The organism is Janthinobacterium salmonicoloratum, from assembly GCF_051380845.1.
Taxonomy (GTDB): domain Bacteria; phylum Pseudomonadota; class Gammaproteobacteria; order Burkholderiales; family Burkholderiaceae_D; genus Janthinobacterium; species Janthinobacterium lividum_F.
Genome location: NZ_JBNYXV010000002.1, coordinates 492699 through 512619, shown reverse-complemented (window position 1 = coordinate 512619; position 19921 = coordinate 492699). Strand labels below are relative to the sequence as shown.

The 19921-nt window shown below is 59.6% G+C and carries 12 protein-coding genes; all 12 read left to right on the top strand.

The genetic code is table 11. The features are described from left to right. The first annotated feature begins 155 nt into the window (after positions 1-155). Positions 156-1721 (top strand): class I SAM-dependent DNA methyltransferase, encoded by a 1566-nt coding sequence (locus tag ACQ4WY_RS15480; protein WP_436504819.1) that lies wholly within the window; start codon positions 156-158, stop codon positions 1719-1721. Beyond that, complete coding sequence (locus tag ACQ4WY_RS15475; RefSeq protein ID WP_436504818.1) at positions 1711-3048, top strand: restriction endonuclease subunit S; 1338 nt, start codon at positions 1711-1713, stop codon at positions 3046-3048. The genes ACQ4WY_RS15480 and ACQ4WY_RS15475 overlap by 11 nt, the downstream gene beginning before the upstream one ends. After that, on the top strand, positions 3045-4457 hold the full coding sequence (locus ACQ4WY_RS15470) for an ATP-binding protein (protein WP_436504817.1): 1413 nt from the start codon (positions 3045-3047) through the stop codon (positions 4455-4457). The genes ACQ4WY_RS15475 and ACQ4WY_RS15470 overlap by 4 nt, the downstream gene beginning before the upstream one ends. 302 nt (positions 4458-4759) lie before the next feature. Then, positions 4760-7921, top strand: coding sequence for a type I restriction endonuclease subunit R (locus ACQ4WY_RS15465; protein ID WP_436504816.1), 3162 nt, complete (start codon positions 4760-4762; stop codon positions 7919-7921). Positions 7922-8387: 466 nt separating this feature from the next. After that, the gene (locus ACQ4WY_RS15460) at positions 8388-11045 is read left to right on the top strand and encodes a TonB-dependent receptor (protein ID WP_436504815.1); all 2658 of its coding nucleotides are present in this window, start codon (positions 8388-8390) and stop codon (positions 11043-11045) included. 108 nt (positions 11046-11153) lie between these two features. Further along, positions 11154-12506 carry an MFS transporter gene (locus tag ACQ4WY_RS15455; protein ID WP_436504814.1) on the top strand — a complete coding sequence of 451 codons (1353 nt, stop codon included), beginning with the start codon at positions 11154-11156 and terminating at the stop codon, positions 12504-12506. Between the two features lie 24 nt (positions 12507-12530). Further along, positions 12531-13478 carry a glycoside hydrolase family 43 protein gene (locus tag ACQ4WY_RS15450; RefSeq protein ID WP_436504813.1) on the top strand — a complete coding sequence of 316 codons (948 nt, stop codon included), beginning with the start codon at positions 12531-12533 and terminating at the stop codon, positions 13476-13478. A gap of 18 nt (positions 13479-13496) precedes the next feature. After that, a complete protein-coding gene (locus tag ACQ4WY_RS15445) occupies positions 13497-14567 on the top strand; it encodes an aldose epimerase family protein (RefSeq protein ID WP_436504812.1) in 1071 nt (356 codons plus the stop codon). Between the two features lie 196 nt (positions 14568-14763). After that, positions 14764-16506 carry an IlvD/Edd family dehydratase gene (locus tag ACQ4WY_RS15440; RefSeq protein ID WP_436504811.1) on the top strand — a complete coding sequence of 581 codons (1743 nt, stop codon included), beginning with the start codon at positions 14764-14766 and terminating at the stop codon, positions 16504-16506. 12 nt (positions 16507-16518) lie between these two features. Continuing rightward, the gene (gene araD1, locus ACQ4WY_RS15435) at positions 16519-17511 is read left to right on the top strand and encodes an AraD1 family protein (RefSeq protein WP_436504810.1); all 993 of its coding nucleotides are present in this window, start codon (positions 16519-16521) and stop codon (positions 17509-17511) included. Next, positions 17508-19085 carry an aldehyde dehydrogenase (NADP(+)) gene (locus ACQ4WY_RS15430; RefSeq protein WP_436504809.1) on the top strand — a complete coding sequence of 526 codons (1578 nt, stop codon included), beginning with the start codon at positions 17508-17510 and terminating at the stop codon, positions 19083-19085. Before araD1 ends, ACQ4WY_RS15430 begins: the two co-directional genes overlap by 4 nt. Before the next feature lie 35 nt (positions 19086-19120). Beyond that, positions 19121-19888 carry an SDR family NAD(P)-dependent oxidoreductase gene (locus ACQ4WY_RS15425; protein WP_436504808.1) on the top strand — a complete coding sequence of 256 codons (768 nt, stop codon included), beginning with the start codon at positions 19121-19123 and terminating at the stop codon, positions 19886-19888. Positions 19889-19921: the final 33 nt, after the last annotated feature.

Here is a 19921-nt window from a genome sequence, read left to right as displayed (position 1 = left end):
AGATTTCAGTAGTATTCCTATTCAAAAATCGTATTATTTCGAGAATCTGGCTTAGTGTCCATGCGTTTCCGATGGGAAGATCGCGGGCAAATTTTTTGCTATCGCACATAGGATAAGATGACCGTCTCACCACGATACTTCAGCCTCGCTTCAACATGATAGAAGACATCAAAAAAACACTCTGGGCTACGGCCGACAAACTGCGCGCCAATATGGACGCCGCCGAATACAAGCATATCGTTCTTGGCCTTATCTTCGTTAAATACATCTCCGACACCTTCCAGACCCGCCGCGACGAACTGACGTGCCGCTTTGCCGACGCCGCTGACGACTACTTCCTGCACGACGTCGACGCCGACATGCTGGCTGAAGAGCTGGAAGACCGCGACTACTACAAGGAGGTCAACGTATTCTGGGTACCGGAAGCGGCACGCTGGGAAACGCTGCGCGCGCAAGCCAAACAGGCGGACATCGGCAAGCGCATCGACGATGCTTTGGCCCTGATCGAGCTGGAGAACCCCAAGCTCAAGGGCATCCTCGACAAACGCTACGCACGGGTACAACTTCCAGACGGCAAGCTCGGCGAGCTGGTCGATCTGGTTTCGAGCATCGGCTTTGGCGAGTCCGGCGATACGGCAAAAAACCACGCGCGCGATTTGCTGGGTCAAGTGTACGAGTATTTCCTTGGCCAGTTCGCCAGCGCCGAAGGCAAGCGGGGCGGCCAGTTCTACACGCCGGCGTCGATCGTCAAGACTCTGGTCGCCGTGCTGGCGCCGCACCACGGCAAGGTGTACGACCCATGTTGTGGTTCGGGCGGTATGTTCGTGCAGTCGGAGCGTTTTATCGAGGCGCACGGCGGCAAGATCGGCGACGTGTCGATCTATGGCCAGGAAGCAAATCCGACAACATGGCGACTGGCGGCGATGAACCTGGCCATTCGCGGTATCGATTTCAACCTGGGCAAGGAGCCGGCCGACACCTTTGTGCGCGACCAGCACTCCGACCTGCGCGCCGACTTCGTGCTGGCCAACCCACCATTCAATATTTCCGACTGGTGGCACGGCAGCCTGGAAGGCGACCCGCGCTGGGTCTACGGTATCCCGCCGCAGGGCAACGCCAACTACGGCTGGCTGCAGCACATGCTGTATCACCTCAAGTCCACCGGTCGGGCAGGTATCGTGCTGGCCAATGGCTCGATGTCGTCGAGCCAGAACAGCGAAGGCGATATCCGTCGCGCCATGGTCGATGCCGACAAAGTCGAAGTGATGATTGCGCTGCCGGGTCAGCTGTTTTTCAATACCCAGATCCCCGCCTGCTTGTGGTTCCTGGTCAAGGAAAAGCGTACCCGGCAGGGAGAGGTACTATTCATCGATGCGCGCAAACTGGGCAGCATGATCAGTCGCGTGCAGTGCGAGTTCACCGATGAAGTCATCGGCAAGATTGCGGCGATTGTGGCGGCGTGGCGCGGCGAAGCGAATGCCGGTGAATATCAGGATGTGGCGGGATTCTGCCGCAGCGTCACGCTTGCCGAGATCGCCGAGCACGGGCATGTGCTCACGCCGGGGCGCTACGTTGGAGCAGAGGCAGTTGAGGACGACGACGAGGCATTCGCCGACAAGATGCAGAAGTTGACTGAGACACTGGGCGAGCAGATGGCTAAGGGGGCGGAGTTGGATCAGCTAGTACGCCAGAAACTGGGAGGACTAGGATATGAGTTTTGACTTACCAGTTTTGCCAGATAATTGGATATACAAACCTTTGGCCATGTGTTGCGGAGAAAACTCGGTAACATATGGGGTTGTGCAGCCTGGCATGGCTCTCGATGAAGGGGTGCCTCTTATTAGGGTCAATAACTTCAACGGTACACGACTGGAGCTTTCAGACGTAATGTATATAGCGCCCGAGGTCGAAGCGAAGTACAGTCGCACGCGTCTAAAGGGGGGCGAGGTTTTACTCACGATTGTTGGCTCGGTGGGCCAGGTTGCGGTTGTGCCAAGTAGCTTGGCGGGGTTCAACGTCGCTAGGGCTGTTGCGGTGATGCACCCCAAAGACCATATTGCGGCTGAGTGGATTGCCCTATGCCTTCGATCTCCGCTTTCTCAACATTTACTGGGAAGCCGCGCAAATACGACGGTCCAAACCACTATCAATCTAAAGGATCTGCGTGCCTTGCCTATTCCCATGCCGCCAGAGTTGGAACGGCATACTATTTCTGAATTTATCGGAGCCGTTGACGACCGCATCGCACTCCTGCGCGAAACCAACGCCACCCTCGAAGCCATCGCTCAAGCCCTGTTCAAGTCGTGGTTCGTGGACTTCGATCCCGTGCGTGCCAAGCTGGAGGGGCGTGTACCCGAGGCTATGGACGATGCGACGGCGGCGTTGTTCCCTGATAGCTTTGATGAGTCAGAATCAGGATTGCTACCAAATGGATGGACTACCTGCCCGATCTATGACTTGGCTACCTATATTAATGGGGCTGCATACAAGGCATTCGATCCAAACCTAGAACAACGTGGATTGCCAATCATAAAAATCGCGGAACTCAAAGCCGGCGTGACAGCGCAGACGGCCTATTCTGACGTCGCTATGCCCGAGAAATTCCGTATTCTCACCGGCGATATCCTGTTCTCATGGTCCGGTAATCCCGACACATCGATTGATACGTTTGTGTGGGCGCACGATGCGGCCTGGCTGAATCAACACATTTTCAGGGTACTGCCGCATGCTGCGGAAGAGCGGTCATTTTTACTACAAACGCTTAAGCATCTGCGACCGACATTCGCTGAACTTGCTCGGAACAAGCAGACGACGGGGCTGGGCCATGTGACGGTTGCAGATCTGAAGCGGTTGCGGATCGTCAAACCAGAACGGATTGTGATGGAACGTTTTGATAGTCTTGTCGCGCTAATTCATGCCAGGGTTTTTAAAAATGAACAGGTCGTTCAAACCTATATTCGGCTCCGTGATACGCTGCTTCCCCGCCTGATCTCAGGCCAATTGCGCCTGCCAGAAGCCGAAACAATCCTTGAGGAAGCCATCGCATGATCACGCTTGAGCAAGTTGACCGCTGGCTGTCTGGCGCGCCTGAAACCGAGCATCTGGAATTCAAGGAAGCGAAGCAGCAGTACGACACGGACAAACTGCTCAAGTATTGCGTGGCGCTTGCCAACGAAGGTGGCGGTTATCTGGTGCTGGGCGTCAGCGATAAACCTCCGCGGCGTGTCGTTGGCACTAAGGCGTTTCCTGATACTGGTGCGATCAAGGGGCGCATTCTTACTGCGCTTCAGTTTCGGGTCGAAATTGAAGAGCTGCAACATCCTGACGGCCGCATTCTCGTTTTTGACATTCCCGGTCGCCCCATTGGCACACCCCGGCATGTTAACGGAATGTATCTGATGCGTTCAGGGGAAGAACTGGTTCCGATGTCGCCAGATCAGCTGGGCCGCATTTTTGCGGAAGGAAAGGCGGATTTTCTCGCACTCGATGCTTCGGCCCTCATCAATGCGGACGAAGTGGTTGCGGCGCTTGATGTCCAGACGTTTTTCGATCTGATCAAGTTACCGTTGCCGGCAACGCGCGAGGGCGTCTTGACGCGCCTGGTCAGTGAAAAGCTGGTGCGTCCGCTTGCCGGACAATATGCGATCACGAACCTTGGCGCTTTGCTGCTGGCAAAAGACATGCGCCAGTTTGCGTCCCTGGTGCGTAAGACGGTGCGCGTGATCAAGTATCGGGGCAACAACAAGTTGCAGACTGAACGTGACCTGATTGGACAGAAGGGATATGCCGTAGGCTTTGAAAGCTTGATTACCTATGTCAATGGTCAGTTGCCGGTCAATGAGGTGATTGGCCAGGCGTTACGCGAAGAGGTGCGCATGTTTCCCGAGCTGGCCATTCGTGAACTGATTGCCAATGCCTTGGTGCATCAGGACCTCGAAGCCACAGGCAGTTCGGTGATGATCGAGATTTACGCGGACAGGATTGAAATTACCAACCCCGGCCAGCCATTGATCCCTACCGAGCGCTTCGTTGATGAATACAGTTCGCGCAATGAAAAACTGGCCGATTTGATGCGCCGCCTTGGCATCTGTGAAGAAAAAGGCAGTGGGATCGACAAGGTGGTGTCCAGTACTGAATATTACCAATTGCCTGCGCCCGAGTTTCGTGTTGCGCCAATGCATACGACGGCCGTCCTGTTTGCGCACAAGGAATTCGTGGATATGGATGCCAAGGAGCGTGTCAATGCCTGCTACATGCATTGCTGCCTGAAGTACGTCAGCAATGAAAAGATGAGCAATCAAAGCCTGAGGGAGCGCTTCAAGCTTGACGATACGCGGGCCAAGGTGTCTGCCGTGTCGCAAATTATTGCTACTGCGGTAGAGCAAAACAAGATCAAACCGGACGATCCTGAAAGCCTGTCCAAACGATATGTCAAATACGTTCCATATTGGACATAAACTCATTTAATTACAAACGTGATTACTCCCTGAATTTTTACGTAACTCTTTGAAAATAAACATAATTTTCATTCAATCGCTAATGTCATCTGCGCTGGATACCCAGGTGTTGTCATCACATAAGCTTTTTCAATTTGGTATTTATGCAATAATATTGTTGCTTAAAAGAACGATTTAGCAATGCACATTGAAGATTGCTTTCCCGATCATTAAAGCGCGTGTGTTGAACGTGTCGATTTTGGCGCCGTTTTTAAACATATTTTATCAACGTGTCGATTTCATCGACATATGCGGGCTGCTTGATGACTGAAGACCAACTCGAACAAGAAACCCTGACCTGGCTGGTCGATACCGGCTACAGCCACGTCTATGGGCCGAACATAGCCTTGGACGGCGACGCGTCCGAGCGGACCAATTACACGCAGGTGGTGCTCGTTGAGCGTTTGCGCGCCGCCATTGCCCGGCTCAACCCTTCGGTCCCGTTGGTGGCCCGTGAAGACGCGTTACAGCAGGTCTTGAACCTCGATACGCCCGTATTGCTGTCGGCGAACCGGCTGTTCCATCGTCTGCTGGTGAGTGGTGTGCCAGTCGAGTACCAGCGCGACGGCGAGACGCGCGGCGACTTCGTGCGCCTGATCGACTTCGCCGACGTAGCCGCCAACGAGTGGCTGGCGATCAACCAGTTTTCGATCAAGGGTCCCAAACATACGCGGCGACCTGACATCATCCTCTTCATCAACGGCTTGCCGCTGGTACTGTTGGAGTTGAAGAACCCAGCCGATGAAAATGCCGACCTCTGGAGGGCATACGACCAGATTGAGACGTACAAGGAACAGATACCCGACGTGTTCCAGTACAACGAGGTGCTGGTGATCGCCGATGGTAGCGAGGCGCGCATGGGATCGTTGTCCAGCAATGCTGAGCGCTACATGGCGTGGCGCACCATTGACGGCGTAGCGCTGGACCCGTTGGGCCAGTTCAATGAGCTGGAGACCCTGGTCCGTGGCGTACTGGCGCCAGCCTACCTACTGGATTTCCTGCGCTTCTTCGTGCTGTTCGAAGACGATGGCACGCTGATCAAGAAAATCGCCGGCTATCACCAGTTCCATGCCGTACGCGCGGCGATTGCGCAGGTGGTCGCTGCATCGCGCCCGGGCGGCAGCCAAAAGGGCGGCGTGGTATGGCACACCCAAGGATCGGGAAAGAGCATCACCATGACCTGTTTCGCGGCGCGCGTGATGCGCGAGACGGCGATGGAGAACCCAACCATCGTCGTCATCACTGACCGCAATGATCTCGATGGGCAATTGTTCGGGGTTTTCTCGCTGTCGCAGGATCTGCTGCGCGAGCAACCTGTGCAGGGCACTACGCGGCAGGATTTGCGCGCGAAACTGGCGAACCGGCCATCGGGCGGCATTGTCTTCGCCACGATTCAGAAATTCATGCCGGGCGAGGATGAGGACACTTATCCGCTGCTTTCGGGTCGCCACAACATCGTGGTTATCGCCGACGAGGCGCACCGTACCCAATATGGTTTTGAGGCCAAGTTGAAGACCCGCAAGGCGCCGGCCAGCGTGCTCGGGACCGGAGCGCTACCAGCGACGGAACTCGGCGTCGCCGAGGCGCCAGCGCAGTATCTGGAGCGGTATCAGGTAGGTTATGCGCAAAATCTGCGCGATGCGCTGCCGAACGCGACCTTCGTGGCCTTCACCGGCACTCCGGTATCGAGCGAAGACCGCGATACGCGCGCCGTGTTCGGCGACTATATCCACATCTACGACATGCAGCAGGCGTGCGACGATGGCGCCACGGTGGCGATCTATTACGAGTCGCGGCTGGCCAAGCTTGGATTGAAGGAAGAGTCACTTGCCGGACTCGACGATGAGGTGGATGAGCTGGCGGAGGACGAAGAAGACGACGACCAGAAGGCACTGCTCAAGAGCCGCTGGGCCGCGCTGGAAAAAGTAGTGGGTGCCGAGCCGCGCATTCAGCGGGTCGCGGCTGATCTGGTCCAGCATTTCGAGGAGCGGGACAAGGCTCAATCCGGGAAGGCCATGGTCGTGGCCATGAGTCGTGACATCTGCGCTCACCTATACAAGGCCGTCATCGCCTTGCGACCGGACTGGCACGACGATGATCCAGAGAAGGGTGTGATCAAGGTGGTGATGACTGGCTCGGCCAGCGACAAGCCGCTGCTGCGGCCCCACATCTACTCAAAACAGATCAAGAAACGCATGGAGAAGCGCTTCAAGGACCCGGATGATCCGATGCGGCTGGTGATCGTGCGCGATATGTGGCTGACCGGCTTCGATGCTCCCTGCGTGCACACGATGTATGTGGACAAGCCGATGAAGGGCCACAACCTGATGCAGGCAATCGCGCGCGTCAACCGTGTATTCAAGGACAAGCAGGGCGGCCTGGTCGTTGACTACATCGGCATCGCCAGCGACCTGAAGCAGGCGTTGAAGGAGTATACCGCCAGCAAGGGGCGAGGACGCCCCACTGTAGACTCGCACGAGGCGTATGCCGTGCTGGATGAGATGATGGATGTGCTGCGTGCCATGTTACATGGTATCGACTACAGCGGTTTCCTGACGGGTGGGCACGGCATGCTGGCCAAGGCGGCCAACCACATACTTGGGCTGAAGGATGGCAAGAAGCGATTCTGCGATACTGCACTGGCCATGTCGAAAGCCTTTACGCTGTGCTGCACGCTCGACGAGGCCAAGGCCGTGCGCGACGAGGTCGCGTTCTTCCAGGCCGTCAAGGTGCTGCTGACCAAGAAGGAAATCAGCAGCAAAAAGCGAACAGATGAGGAACGTGACTTGGCGGTCCGGCAGATCATCGGTTCGGCGCTGGTTTCGAATGAGGTGGTCGACATCTTCAACGCCGCCGGCCTGGAGAAGCCCAATATCGGCATCCTCGATGACGATTTCTTGAATGAGGTGCGCAACCTGCCCGAGCGCAACCTGGCGGTTGAATTGCTGGAGCGCTTGCTTGAGGGAGAGATCAAGGCCCGTTTCGCCACCAATGTGGTGCAGAACAACAAGTTCAGCGAGATGCTGGTCAATGTGATCAAGCGTTATCAGAATCGCTCCATCGAGACCGCCCAGGTCATGGAAGAGCTGATCGCGATGGCGAAGAAGTTCAAGGAGGCAGTCGGCCGGGGTAGCGACCTTGGCCTCAATACCGACGAGCTGGCTTTTTATGATGCGTTGGCGGAGAACGAGGACTCGGCGCGAGAGCTGGGTGACGAGACGTTAAAGAAAATCGCCCATGAGTTGGCAGAGAGCCTGCGGCAGAACGTCAGCATCGACTGGGCTGTACGCGATAGCGTTCGGGCCAAACTACGCCTGCTGGTGAAGCGAATTCTGCGCAAGTATAAGTACCCGCCCGTCAAGCAGGATACGGCGGTGCAACTGATTTTGGAGCAGGCCGAGTCGCTATGTGTGGAGTGGAATTGAACGATTAAACGGCACGTTGTTGCTGGAGGTATTATCGGCACCGGTGTGAAGCCCACATCGGTGCCAATACGTATTCCTGCTGCAACGCCCCCCGCAACATCTGCGCCGACGCGACCGAACTCTTTCCAGTGATCAAGATCCCGTCTACATATAAGGCCCATTCGGCGCCTTTCGAGTAATTACCGTCGTTTTCCCTGAGCATGTCTCTCACCGGGAAGGGCTCGACTTTTGTCAGGCCCCCGGCTTCTTCCTCCGTATTCGTCCATCCTGTCACTTTCTTTCCCCTGACGCCCCTGCCGTTGTCGAATTGCAACCTCCAAAGTGCTCCAGCTGCCGATATCAAAATTGATATCGAAACTGCGGAAAAATTGATTGGAGAGATTATCGTCCAGCCCCTAAGATAAACGCCGAGCATGCGAACGACATGCAAGCAGCATAAAAATATCAATACAATATCTGGAGATTCATGATGCGCAACGCCACCGGCCCGCTCGCGGCCACTTCCCCTCGTCCATTTACCTTGAAGGCAGCCGTTGCGGCATTGGCCGGTATTGGCCTGCTGAGCACGGCTTCGGTATGGGCGCAGGATGCGGTGGCGGCGGACGCCAGTGCCGAGCCTGCTGCGGAAGTGTCGGTCGTGACCGTCAGTGGCGTGCGCCGCTCGGCGCAAAATTCGCAGCAGATCAAGATGCGCTCGGACCAGGTCATCGATTCCATCGTGGCCGACGATATCGGCAAATTCCCGGATAACAACGTGGCCGAAACCCTGGCGCGCATTTCCGGCATCCAGATCCGCCGCGATTCGGGCGAAGCGAGCGCTGTCATGATCCGCGGCTTGCGCGATGTCACGACCCTGCTCAACGGCCGCGAACTGTTTACCACCACGGGCCGCTACGTCAACCTGGCCGACATTCCCGCCACCATGCTGCAGCGCGTGGACGTGTACAAGTCGCAGGGCGCGGACCAGGTCGAAGGCGGCGTGGCCGGCATCATCGACGTGCGCACCAACCGGCCGTTTGACTTCAAGGAGTTTACGGCCAGCGTGAATACGCGCGCCGTCTACAGCGACAAATCCAAGGCCACCGACCCGAATATCAGCGGCATGCTGTCGAACCGCTGGAAGACGGGCATCGGCGAAGTGGGCGCGTTGTTGGGCTTGTCGCAGCAGCAGCATCGTTACCATGAAGAGCGCGCGTTCAATACGGCGCCTGTGGATAAAAGTTTCCTGTCGCCTGGCTTGACGGGGCCGGACCAGGTGGGCTTGCTGCCGATCAAGGGCGACCGCCGCCGCACCACCGCCAATGCCGTGCTGCAATGGCGTCCGAACGCCGACGTCGAACTGTACGCCGAAGGCATGGCCACGCGCTTTCTGCTCGATGCAGAATCCGACTACTTCGTCGGCTTGCCATGGTGGGGCACGCCTGTCTCGGCGACGAAGATTCCCGGCACCGACCAGCTGCAAACCTTGACCTCCACCAACGTCAACACCATCATGTCGACGCAGGCAAACAAGAACCAGACGAAGACGCATCAATTTGCCGTGGGCGGCTTGTGGGATATCAACCCGGAATGGCGTTTCACATCGGAAGTGGCCAGCACCAAGAGCACGTATACCTGGCGCAATCCGATTCTCGACGCCATCACCGTCGTGCCGAACGCCCGCATCAATACCAACCAGAATGGCACCTTGCACGTCGACTACACGGGCATCGACTTGCAAGACCCGTCAAATTACTATTTGAAGGGCTTCTTTGACCGCTACGGCCAGGATCAGGGCAGCTCGAACGATGTGCGCGCCGACCTGGCGTACACGCCGAGTGCCGGCGGCATCTTCAAGGAAATCAGCGTCGGCCTGCGCGGCGTGAAGCGCGAAGCCGAATCGATCAAGAGTTTCGAGGGCAATGCGGAAGCACCGGACGTGTCCGGCGCCGCGTTTCCGTTCGGCCGCCAGAGCGTGACGTCGATTCCCGGCTTGAATTGCCTGTCGGAACCGATGTCCAGCGGCGGACCCGACTATGGCTTGAAGCAGTGGTACACGCCATGCGCCAGCTTCCTGCTCAATAATACGGGCACCATCCGCGAAGCCGTCACGGGCAGCAGCGCGGCGCGCGCCATGGATCCGGGCTCGTTCTTCAAGGATACGGAAAAGACGTATTCCATCTACACCAAGGCGAAGATCGCCTTCAAGCTGGGCGCCTACCCCGTCGATGGCACCGTTGGCGTGCGCGTCGTGCGCACCGAACAAAGCTTGCAAGGCAACAGTTCGCAAGACGGCGTCTACACGCCCGTCATCAGCGACACGGCCAGTACCGACGTGTTGCCGAGCGTGGCCATGAAAATCAAGCTGCGCGCCGACCTGGTCGGCCGCTTCGCCGCCGGCCGCACCATCAGCCGCCCCGGCTTTTCCCAGCTGAACCCGGGCGTGGCCCTGGTCAACTCGACGGAAACGGTCAAGGCGACGGGCGCGGGCGGCAATCCGAACTTGAAACCGGTGACGGGCGACAATGTTGATGCCGCCCTGGAATGGTATTTCGCGCCGGCCGGTTCCGTGACGGCCACCGTGTTCCACCACAAGTTTGACGGCTATATCCAGCAACGCATTGCCAGCGAAACCATCGCCGGCAAGACCTATGACGTGGACCGCCCGTACAACACGGCCGCCGGCAAGCTGCAAGGCCTGGAAGTTGGCTACCAGCAGTTTTATGACGGCTTGCCGGGCCTGTTGAGCGGCCTGGGCTTGCAGGCGAACGGCACCTACATGAGCGGCACCACCGACGACGAGACGGGGAGCCATGCCATCACGGGCGTGTCGCGCTACGCCTACAACCTGGTGCTGCTGTACGAAAAAGACGCGTGGTCGGGCCGCCTGGCCTACAACTGGCGCTCGAAATTCATCGACAGCTACAACCAGGGCGGTCCCGGCCTGGACTTGAAAGTGGCGCCGACGGCCCAGCTCGATGGTTCGCTGTCGTACAAGATCAGCGACCAGTTCACCGTGACCCTCGACGGCAATAACTTGCTCGATACCAAGTTCAAGGATTACTGGAACGCGCCGGGCGTGTATGCGCGCGATACGCGGCGCTATGACCGCACGGTAGGGTTATCACTGCGCTGGAAAATGTAGCTTGATCAGATAGTAAAAATCAAGGGCGTTGCCATGGTTTCGGCCGGCAACGCCCCTGTCAGTTGGGCAGTCACGCACGATTCATCATAAAAAGAATGGACGGAAAGCATGGAGACGCAAAAATTATCTACCGTTGAAAAGGTCGGCTTCGGCGCCGGCGACATGGCGCTCAATGTCGTCATTTCGTCGATGATGCTGATCATCACCTTTTTCTATACCGATATCTATGGTTTGAAAACCACCGACCTGGCCCTGCTGTTCGTGGCCGTGAAAGTCATCGGCGCCATCGCCGACCTGGTCATGGGCCAGATCACCGACCGCTACAGCTTTGCCTCGGGCCGCTACCGCCCGTATCTGCTGTGGCTGGCCGTGCCGTATGGCGTCAGCGTCTTCTTTGTCTTCAGCACGCCCGAGTGGCAGTATGACGCCAAGCTGATCTGGGCATATTCGACGTATATCCTGATGACCATCATGACGGCCGGCGTGGGCATCCCCTACATTTCGCTGATCAGCGGCCTGACCAGCGACCCGCAGGACCGCCTGTCGGCCAACGGCTACCGCCTGTTCTTCGCCAAGATCGGCGCCTTCATGGTGACCATCGTCGTGCCCATCCTGTCGCAGCGCTGGGGCGGCGGCAACCCGGCCGTCGGCTACCAGGCGGCCATGGCCGTGATGGCCGTCATGGGCGTGGCCCTGTTCCTGTTCTGCTATTTCTCCACCACCGAGCGGGTCGTGCACGTGGTGGAAAAGCAATCTTTGCTGGAACAATTGAAGGTGCTGCTGCAGAACGACCAGTGGCTGGTGCTGTGCGGCGTGTGCGTCACGGGCACCATCGGCTACGTGGTGCGCGGCTCCGTTGCCATTTATTACGCGAAATACTATCTGGGCGGCAGCACGGAAACCGTGGCCGCCTTTTTGACCACGGGCGTGGTGGCGGCCATCCTGGCCATGATCGCCTCGACCTGGATCACCAAGTTTTATTGCAAGGTAAAACTTTTCCGTTATACGCAGATCGGCGTCGCGCTGATCAGCCTGGCGATCTATTTCTTTGTGAAGCCTAGCGACACCGTGCTGGCATTCGCCCTGTATTTCCTGCTGTCCTTCGTGGTGGACTTGCATGCGCCCGTGTTCTGGTCGGCCATCGCGGAAACCATCGATTATGGTCAAGTGAAAACGGGCAAGCGCGTCTCCGGCTTCGCCTTCGGCGGCATCTCCGTCTGCCAGAAGGCGGGCATGGCGGTGGCGGGCGGCCTGGTGGGCGTGCTGCTGTCGTATTTCGACTACCGGCCCAACCATGAGCAAACGCAATTCGCCCTGAACGGTATCGCCCTGATGCTGTCGATCATCCCCGGTTTCTTTCACTTGCTGATGGGCTTGCTGATGTTCAAGTACCGCATCAGCGACAGCTATTACACAGGCGTGAAAACCGAAATGCACAAGCGTGGCTACGTGGCTGCGTAAGAATAATTGAATGGAGTAAACAACATGGCTGACGTTTTGAAACCGCTGATCGAACAACGCGCCGACCCGCATATCTACCGCCACAGCGATGGCTATTATTACTTTACGGCGTCCGTGCCCCAGTACGACCGTATCGAACTGCGCCGCGCCGACAGCATCGCCGGCCTGGCCGATGCGCAAACAGTCGACGTATGGCACAAGCCGGAAACGGGCCCGTACAGCGAACTGGTGTGGGCGCCGGAGCTGCACTTCAACCAGGGCGCCTGGTATGTGTATTTCGCCGCCGCACCCAGCCGTGAGATCAAAGACAAATTGTTCCAGCATCGCATGTATGCGATCCGCAATACGAACGCCAACCCGCTCGAAGGCGAGTGGGAATTCATGGGGCAGATCGACACGGGCATCGACACCTTCTGCCTGGACGCCACCACGTTCGAGCACGACGGCGTGCTGTACTACCTGTGGGCGCAGAAGGATGTTGCCATCGAGGGCAATTCGAACCTGTACATCGCGCCGATGGCCACGCCGTGGCAGCTGGCCGGTCCGCCCGTGATGCTGAGCAAACCGGAATTCGACTGGGAAATCCGCGGCTTCTGGGTCAACGAAGGCCCTTCCGTGCTGAAACGCAACGGCAAGATATTCATCAGCTATTCGGCCAGCGCCACCGATGAAAACTATGCGATGGGCTTGTTGTGGGCCGATGACACGGCCGACTTGCTGGACCCGTTCTCGTGGACCAAGTCGCCAGAGCCCGTGTTTGCCACCTGCTACGAGCACGGTATCTATGGCCCCGGCCACAACAGCTTCACGACGGACGACGACGGCGACGGCGTATTGCTGGTGTACCATGCCCGCACCTACACGAAAATCGTCGGCGACCCGCTGTGGAACCCGGATCGCCACACGTTTGTCAAACCGCTGCGCTGGGATGCGCAAGGCATGCCCGTGTTTGGCCGCTCATCGACCCTGTAACGCACCGGACCCGACGCCATGACCCCAGTTGATTCTGTTTCAGTGACGCAAGCGCCGTTCGGCATCCTGCCCGATGGCCAGCACGTCAGCGTATTTACCTTGACGAACCGCCAGGGCATACAAGCCAAGGTGCTCGACTTTGGCGCCATCATCAGCGAAATCCACGTGCCGGACCGCGACGGCACTCTTGCCGACGTGGTGCTGGGTTTCGATCGCATCGAACCCTACCTGGCCAACAGCGCTTTCCTGGGCGCCGTCATCGGCCGTTTCGGCAACCGCATCGCCGAGGGACGTTTCAGTCTGGACGGCAAGGATTACCAGCTGGCCGTCAACAATGCGCCCAATCATTTGCATGGTGGCAACCAGGGCTTTCACCAGGTGATGTGGCAGGCCGAGCCGTTCACCAGGGACGACGCAGTGGGCGTGACGTTGACGCGCAGCAGCCCGCACGGCGAAGACGGCTATCCGGGCCAGCTGGACGTCACCGTCGTGTACGAACTGGACAACGACAACGCCCTGAGCCTGCGCTACCACGCCGTGACGGACCAGGCCACGCCCGTCAACCTGACCAACCACAGCTATTTCAATCTGGCGGGGCAGGGCGATATCCTTGGCCACGCGCTGTCGATCAACGCGGACCGCTACCTGCCCGTTGACGCGGGGTCGATTCCCACGGGCGAACTGGCGGACGTAAGCGGCACGCCGTTCGACTTGCGCCAGAGCACCGTCATCGGCGACAGCATCGCCTTGCCGCATGGGCAGATCCGCATCGGCCGCGGCTACGATCACAACTTTGTGCTCAATCAAAAGGCAGATCACAGGCTGAACCTGGCCGCCACCGTGCGCGATCCCGTTTCGGGGAGGGTGATGCAGGTGTACACGCAGGAGCCGGGCATCCAGTTTTATTCGGGCAATTTCCTCGACGGCAGCCAGCACGGCAAGCATGGCCCCATCCGCCATCGCGGCGCACTGTGCCTGGAAACCCAGCATTTCCCGGATTCGCCGAACCAGTCGCACTTCCCCAGCACCATTTTGCGCCCGGGTCAGGTGTATCAGACGCAAACCGTGTACCGCTTTTCCGCCGAGTAGGCTCCCCAGCCAAAACAGCCCACGCCCTGCCGCCACGCGCCCGCAGGGCGTTTTCATTGGGGCATAGTCATATCGTTTTCGATATCGGAACGCATTAAAAATTGATTGGAAAGGCATGGCAGGATTCTTTAGTATTCCAACATCGCTGCCCGGGCCGACGACATTAGATCCGGCATAGCACAACCAGGAGAATGGCATGTCTGAGACAAAAAAGAAGGTTGCCCTGCGCTCTGCCGAGTGGTTCGGCTCGCAGGACAAGAACGGCTTCATGTACCGCAGCTGGATGAAAAACCAGGGCATACCTGACCACGAGTTTCACGGCAAGCCCATCATCGGCATCTGCAATACCTGGTCCGAACTGACCCCCTGCAACGCGCATTTCCGCCAGTTGGCCGAGCACGTCAAACGCGGCATCCTGGAGGCGGGCGGTTTCCCAGTGGAATTCCCTGTCTTCTCGAACGGCGAATCGAATCTGCGCCCGACGGCCATGCTGACGCGCAACCTGGCCTCGATGGACGTGGAAGAATCGATCCGCGGCAACCCGATGGACGCCGTCGTACTGCTGGTCGGCTGCGACAAGACCACGCCGGCGCTGCTGATGGGCGCGGCCAGCGTCGATATCCCGACGATCGTCGTCAGCGGCGGCCCCATGCTGAACGGCAAACTCAACGGCAAGGACATCGGTTCCGGCACCGCCGTGTGGCAGTTGCACGAGCAGATGAAGGCGGGATCGATCACCCTGCACCAGTTCATGTCGGCCGAATCGGGCATGTCGCGCTCGGCCGGTACCTGCAACACCATGGGCACGGCCTCGACGATGGCCAGCATGGCTGAAGCGCTGGGCACGTCCTTGCCGCATAACGCCGCCATTCCCGCCGTCGATTCGCGCCGCTACGTGCTGGCGCACATGTCGGGCATCCGCATCGTCGAAATGGTGCACGAAGACCTGCGCCTGTCGAAAGTGCTGACGCGTGAAGCGTTTGAAAACGCCATCAAGGTCAACGCCGCCATCGGTGGTTCGACCAACGCCGTGATCCACCTGAAGGCGATTGCCGGCCGCATCGGCGTGCCGCTGGAGCTGGAAGACTGGACCCGTGTGGGCCGTGGCACGCCGACCATCGTCGACTTGCTGCCCTCGGGTCGTTTCCTGATGGAAGAGTTTTACTACGCGGGCGGCTTGCCGGCCGTGATACGCCGCCTGGGCGAGGGCGACTTGCTGCCGCACAAGAATGCCTTGACCGTCAACGGCAAGTCGCTGTGGGACAACTGCGTCGAAGCGCCGATCTACAACGATGAAGTGGTGCGCACCCTGGACAACCCGCTGCTGGCCGATGGCGGTATCTGCGTGCTGCGCGGCAACCTGGCGCCCCGCGGCGCCGTGCTGAAACCGTCGGCCGCCTCGCCGCATTTGATGCAGCACCGCGGCAAGGCTGTTGTCTTCGAGGATTTCGAACACTATAAATCGCGCATCCTCGATCCCGACCTGGATGTCGACGCGAACTCCGTGCTGGTCATGAAAAACTGCGGCCCGAAAGGCTATCCGGGCATGGCCGAGGTGGGCAACATGGGCTTGCCGCCGAAACTGCTGGCGCAAGGCATCACCGACATGGTGCGCATCTCGGACGCGCGCATGAGCGGCACGGCCTACGGCACCGTCGTGCTGCACGTGGCGCCGGAAGCCATGGCGGGCGGCCCGCTGGGCATCGTGCGCGATGGCGACATGATCGCCCTCGATTGCCACGCCGGCAGCCTGAACATCGACATCAGCGACGCGGAGATCGCCGAGCGCCTGGCGGCCCGCGAACTGGGCAGCGCGCCTGGGCCGAAGAGCGGCTACCAGCAGCTGTACATCGAACACGTGTTGCAGGCCGATGAAGGCTGCGATTTCGACTTCCTGGTCGGCAATCGCGGTTCCGCCGTGCCGCGCCACTCACATTAAGCGGAGAATTCCATGCTGTTGCTGCAATTTACGAATGAACACGGCGGCCGCCTCGTCGGCCTGCTGCAAGACGACCAGATCCGCGTCATCGAAGGCTACAACACGACGTATGCGCTGGCGCAAGACGCCATCCGCAAGAAGGTCAGCCTGGCGGACTTGGTCAACGCCACCGTCGGCAACACCACGCATGCCTATGCGGACGTGGCTGCTGCCGGACGTGTGCTGGCGCCGCTCGATCACGCCGACGAAGCGCACTGCTACGTGACGGGCACGGGCTTGACCCATCTGGGCAGCGCCGGTGCGCGCGACGCCATGCACAAGAAGATCGGCGGCGATGCGGAATCCCTGAGCGATTCGATGAAAATGTTCCGCCTGGGCGTGGAAGGCGGAAAGCCGGCTGACGGCACGGCCGGCGCCCAGCCCGAATGGTTTTATAAGGGCGATGGCTCCATCGTGCGCGCTGGCGGCCAGCCGCTGCGTATGCCGGACTTTGCCCTCGATGGCGGCGAAGAGCCGGAAATCGCCGGCCTGTACGTGATCGGCGACGACGGCCAGCCGTATCGGGTCGGCTACGCCATCGGCAATGAATTCTCGGACCACATCACGGAACGCCAGAACTACCTGTACCTGGCCCATTCGAAGCTGCGCATGTGCAGCGTGGGGCCGGCCCTGCTGGTGGGCGAATTGCCCGCGCATATCGCTGGCGCCTCGCGCGTGCTGGACACTGCCGGCAATGTGCGTTGGGAAAAGGCCTTTGTCAGCGGCGAAGAGAATATGTCGCACACGATTGCCAACCTGGAACACCATCACTTCAAGTATCCGCTGTTCAAGCGCCCTGGTGACGTGCACGTGCATTTCTTTGGCACGGCGACGTTAAGCTTTGCCGATGGCGTGAGCGTGGCGCCGGGCGAAACCTTTGAAATCGAAGCGCCGGCCTTTGGCCCTGCCTTGCGCAACCGCCTCGATGTCTTCCCAACCGAATTTGCGAAAGTGAGCACATTATGAGTTTTATCATCACCGGTGATGCATTGATCGGCGGCGTCGCCGTCAAGGGCAATGGCGGCTCCTTCGAAGCGTGGGACCCGGCCGCGCGCGCGCACATCGCGCCCGCCTTCCACATGGTTGACGTGGCGCAAATCGACGCGGCGTGCCGTCTGGCGCAAGCCGCCTTCGATCCGTTCCGCGCCACCACGGATGCAGAACGTGCCGATTTTCTGGACACCATCGCCGCGCAAATTCTGGAATTGGACGACGAGCTGATCGTGCGCGCCATGACGGAAAGCGGCTTGCCGCGCGCGCGCCTGGAAGGCGAACGTGGCCGCACGGTCGGTCAGCTGAAACTGTTCGCCGGCTTGCTGCGCGAAGGTTCCTGGACCGATGCGCGCATCGATTCGGCTTTGCCTGAGCGCACGCCACCGCGTCCTGACTTGCGTTTGCGCATGATTGGCCTGGGCCCCGTCGCCGTGTTTGCGGCCAGTAACTTCCCGCTGGCCTTCTCCGTGGCCGGTGGCGATACGGCCTCGGCCCTGGCCGCTGGCTGCCCTGTTGTCTTGAAAGCCCACTCGGCCCACCCGGGCACGTCGGAGCTGGTGGCGCGCGCCATCGTCAAGGCGATTGCCATCTGCAAGCTGCCGGCCGGCGTTTTCGCCTTGCTGACGGGCACAGGCAACGGCATCGGCCAGGCGCTGGTCGCCCATCCGGCCATCCAGGCCGTGGGTTTTACGGGTTCGCGTTCGGGCGGCCTCGCCCTGATGAAGGTGGCGGCGGAACGTGCGCAACCGATACCTGTATATGCGGAGATGAGCAGCATCAACCCCGTGTTTGTGCTGCCGCAAGCCTTGGCCGCCCGTGGCGCGGCGATCGCCAGCGGTTTTGCCGCTTCGCTGACGATGGGCGTGGGCCAGTTCTGCACCAATCCCGGCCTCGTGCTGGGCTTGGAAGGCCCTGACTTCACGGCCTTTGCCGCCGCTGCCGCCGAAGCGCTGGCGCCGGCGCCGGCCGCCACCATGTTGACGGCTGGCATCGCCAGCAGCTATGCGAAAGGCGTCGCCGCCCTGGCGCAGCACGCTGATGTGACGCCGCTGGTGCAAAACACGGGCGATGAAGGCAAGGGCGCCGCCGCCCTGTTCGTCACTTCGGGCGAGGCGTTTTTGGCCAGGCACGACTTGCGCGACGAAGTCTTCGGCCCCGCCTCCTTGCTGGTCGCTTGCCGCGACATGGAACAGTTGCTGGCGATCACGGAAAGCCTGGAAGGCCAGCTGACGGCCACCCTGCAGATGGATGCGGGCGACCTGATTGACGCGCGCCGCCTGCTGCCCGTGCTGGAACGCCGCGTGGGCCGCATCCTGGCGAACGGTTTCCCGACCGGTGTGGAAGTGTCGACGGCCATGGTGCACGGCGGCCCGTTCCCGGCCACGTCGGATGGCCGCAGTACCTCGGTGGGCACGGCGGCCATCAACCGCTTCCTGCGTCCCGTGTCCTACCAGAATCTGCTGCAGGACTTGCTGCCGGAGTCGCTGCGCGATGATAATCCGCTGGGGATCTGGCGCCGTCACGATGGCGTGCTGGGCAAACTTTAATCACAAAAAATAAAAAATACACAGGTGGAGACAAGATGAAGCAATTGGCGAAATATGGCAGCTTGCAGGGCAAGCGCGTGTTCATCACGGGTGGCGGCAGCGGCATCGGCGAATCCCTGGTGGTGGAATTTGTCGCCCAGGGCGCGCTGGTGGCGTTTGTCGATATCGCCGTCGAAGCGAGCGAGGCCCTGTGCCGCCGCCTGGCTGTAGCGGGTTTGACGGCACCCTTGTTCCGCCATTGCGACATCACGGATATCCCATCCTTGCAGGCCGTCATGGCCGAACTGGCCGAGAAACTGGGCGACTTCGATATCCTCGTCAACAATGCCGCCAACGACCAGCGCCACCAGGCGCAGGACGTGACCCTGGAATACTGGAATGAGCGCATTGCGATCAATCAACGTCCGATGTTCTTCACGTGCCAGGCCGTCTTTGAGGGCATGAAGCGCAAGGGCGGCGGTTCCATCATCAACGTCAGCTCGATTTCCTGGCACATGAAGTCGGGCGGCTACCCCGTCTACGCCACCACCAAGGCGGCCGTCGTCGGCCTCACGCGGGGTCTGGCGCGCGATTATGGCGCCCACAATATCCGCGTCAACACGGTCACGCCCGGCTGGGTCATGACGCAGCGTCAGATCGACCTGTGGGTCGACGAGGCGGCCGAAGTGGAAATCAAGAAAAGCCAATGCTTGCCAAGCAAGCTGATGCCACAGGACATCGCCGCCATGGTGCTGTTCCTCGCCTCCGATGACGGCGCGATGTGCTCGTCCCAGGAATTCATCGTCGACGCCGGCTGGGTCTAAGCGCCCCCGCGCCGTTTATTCGCGCCGGCACTG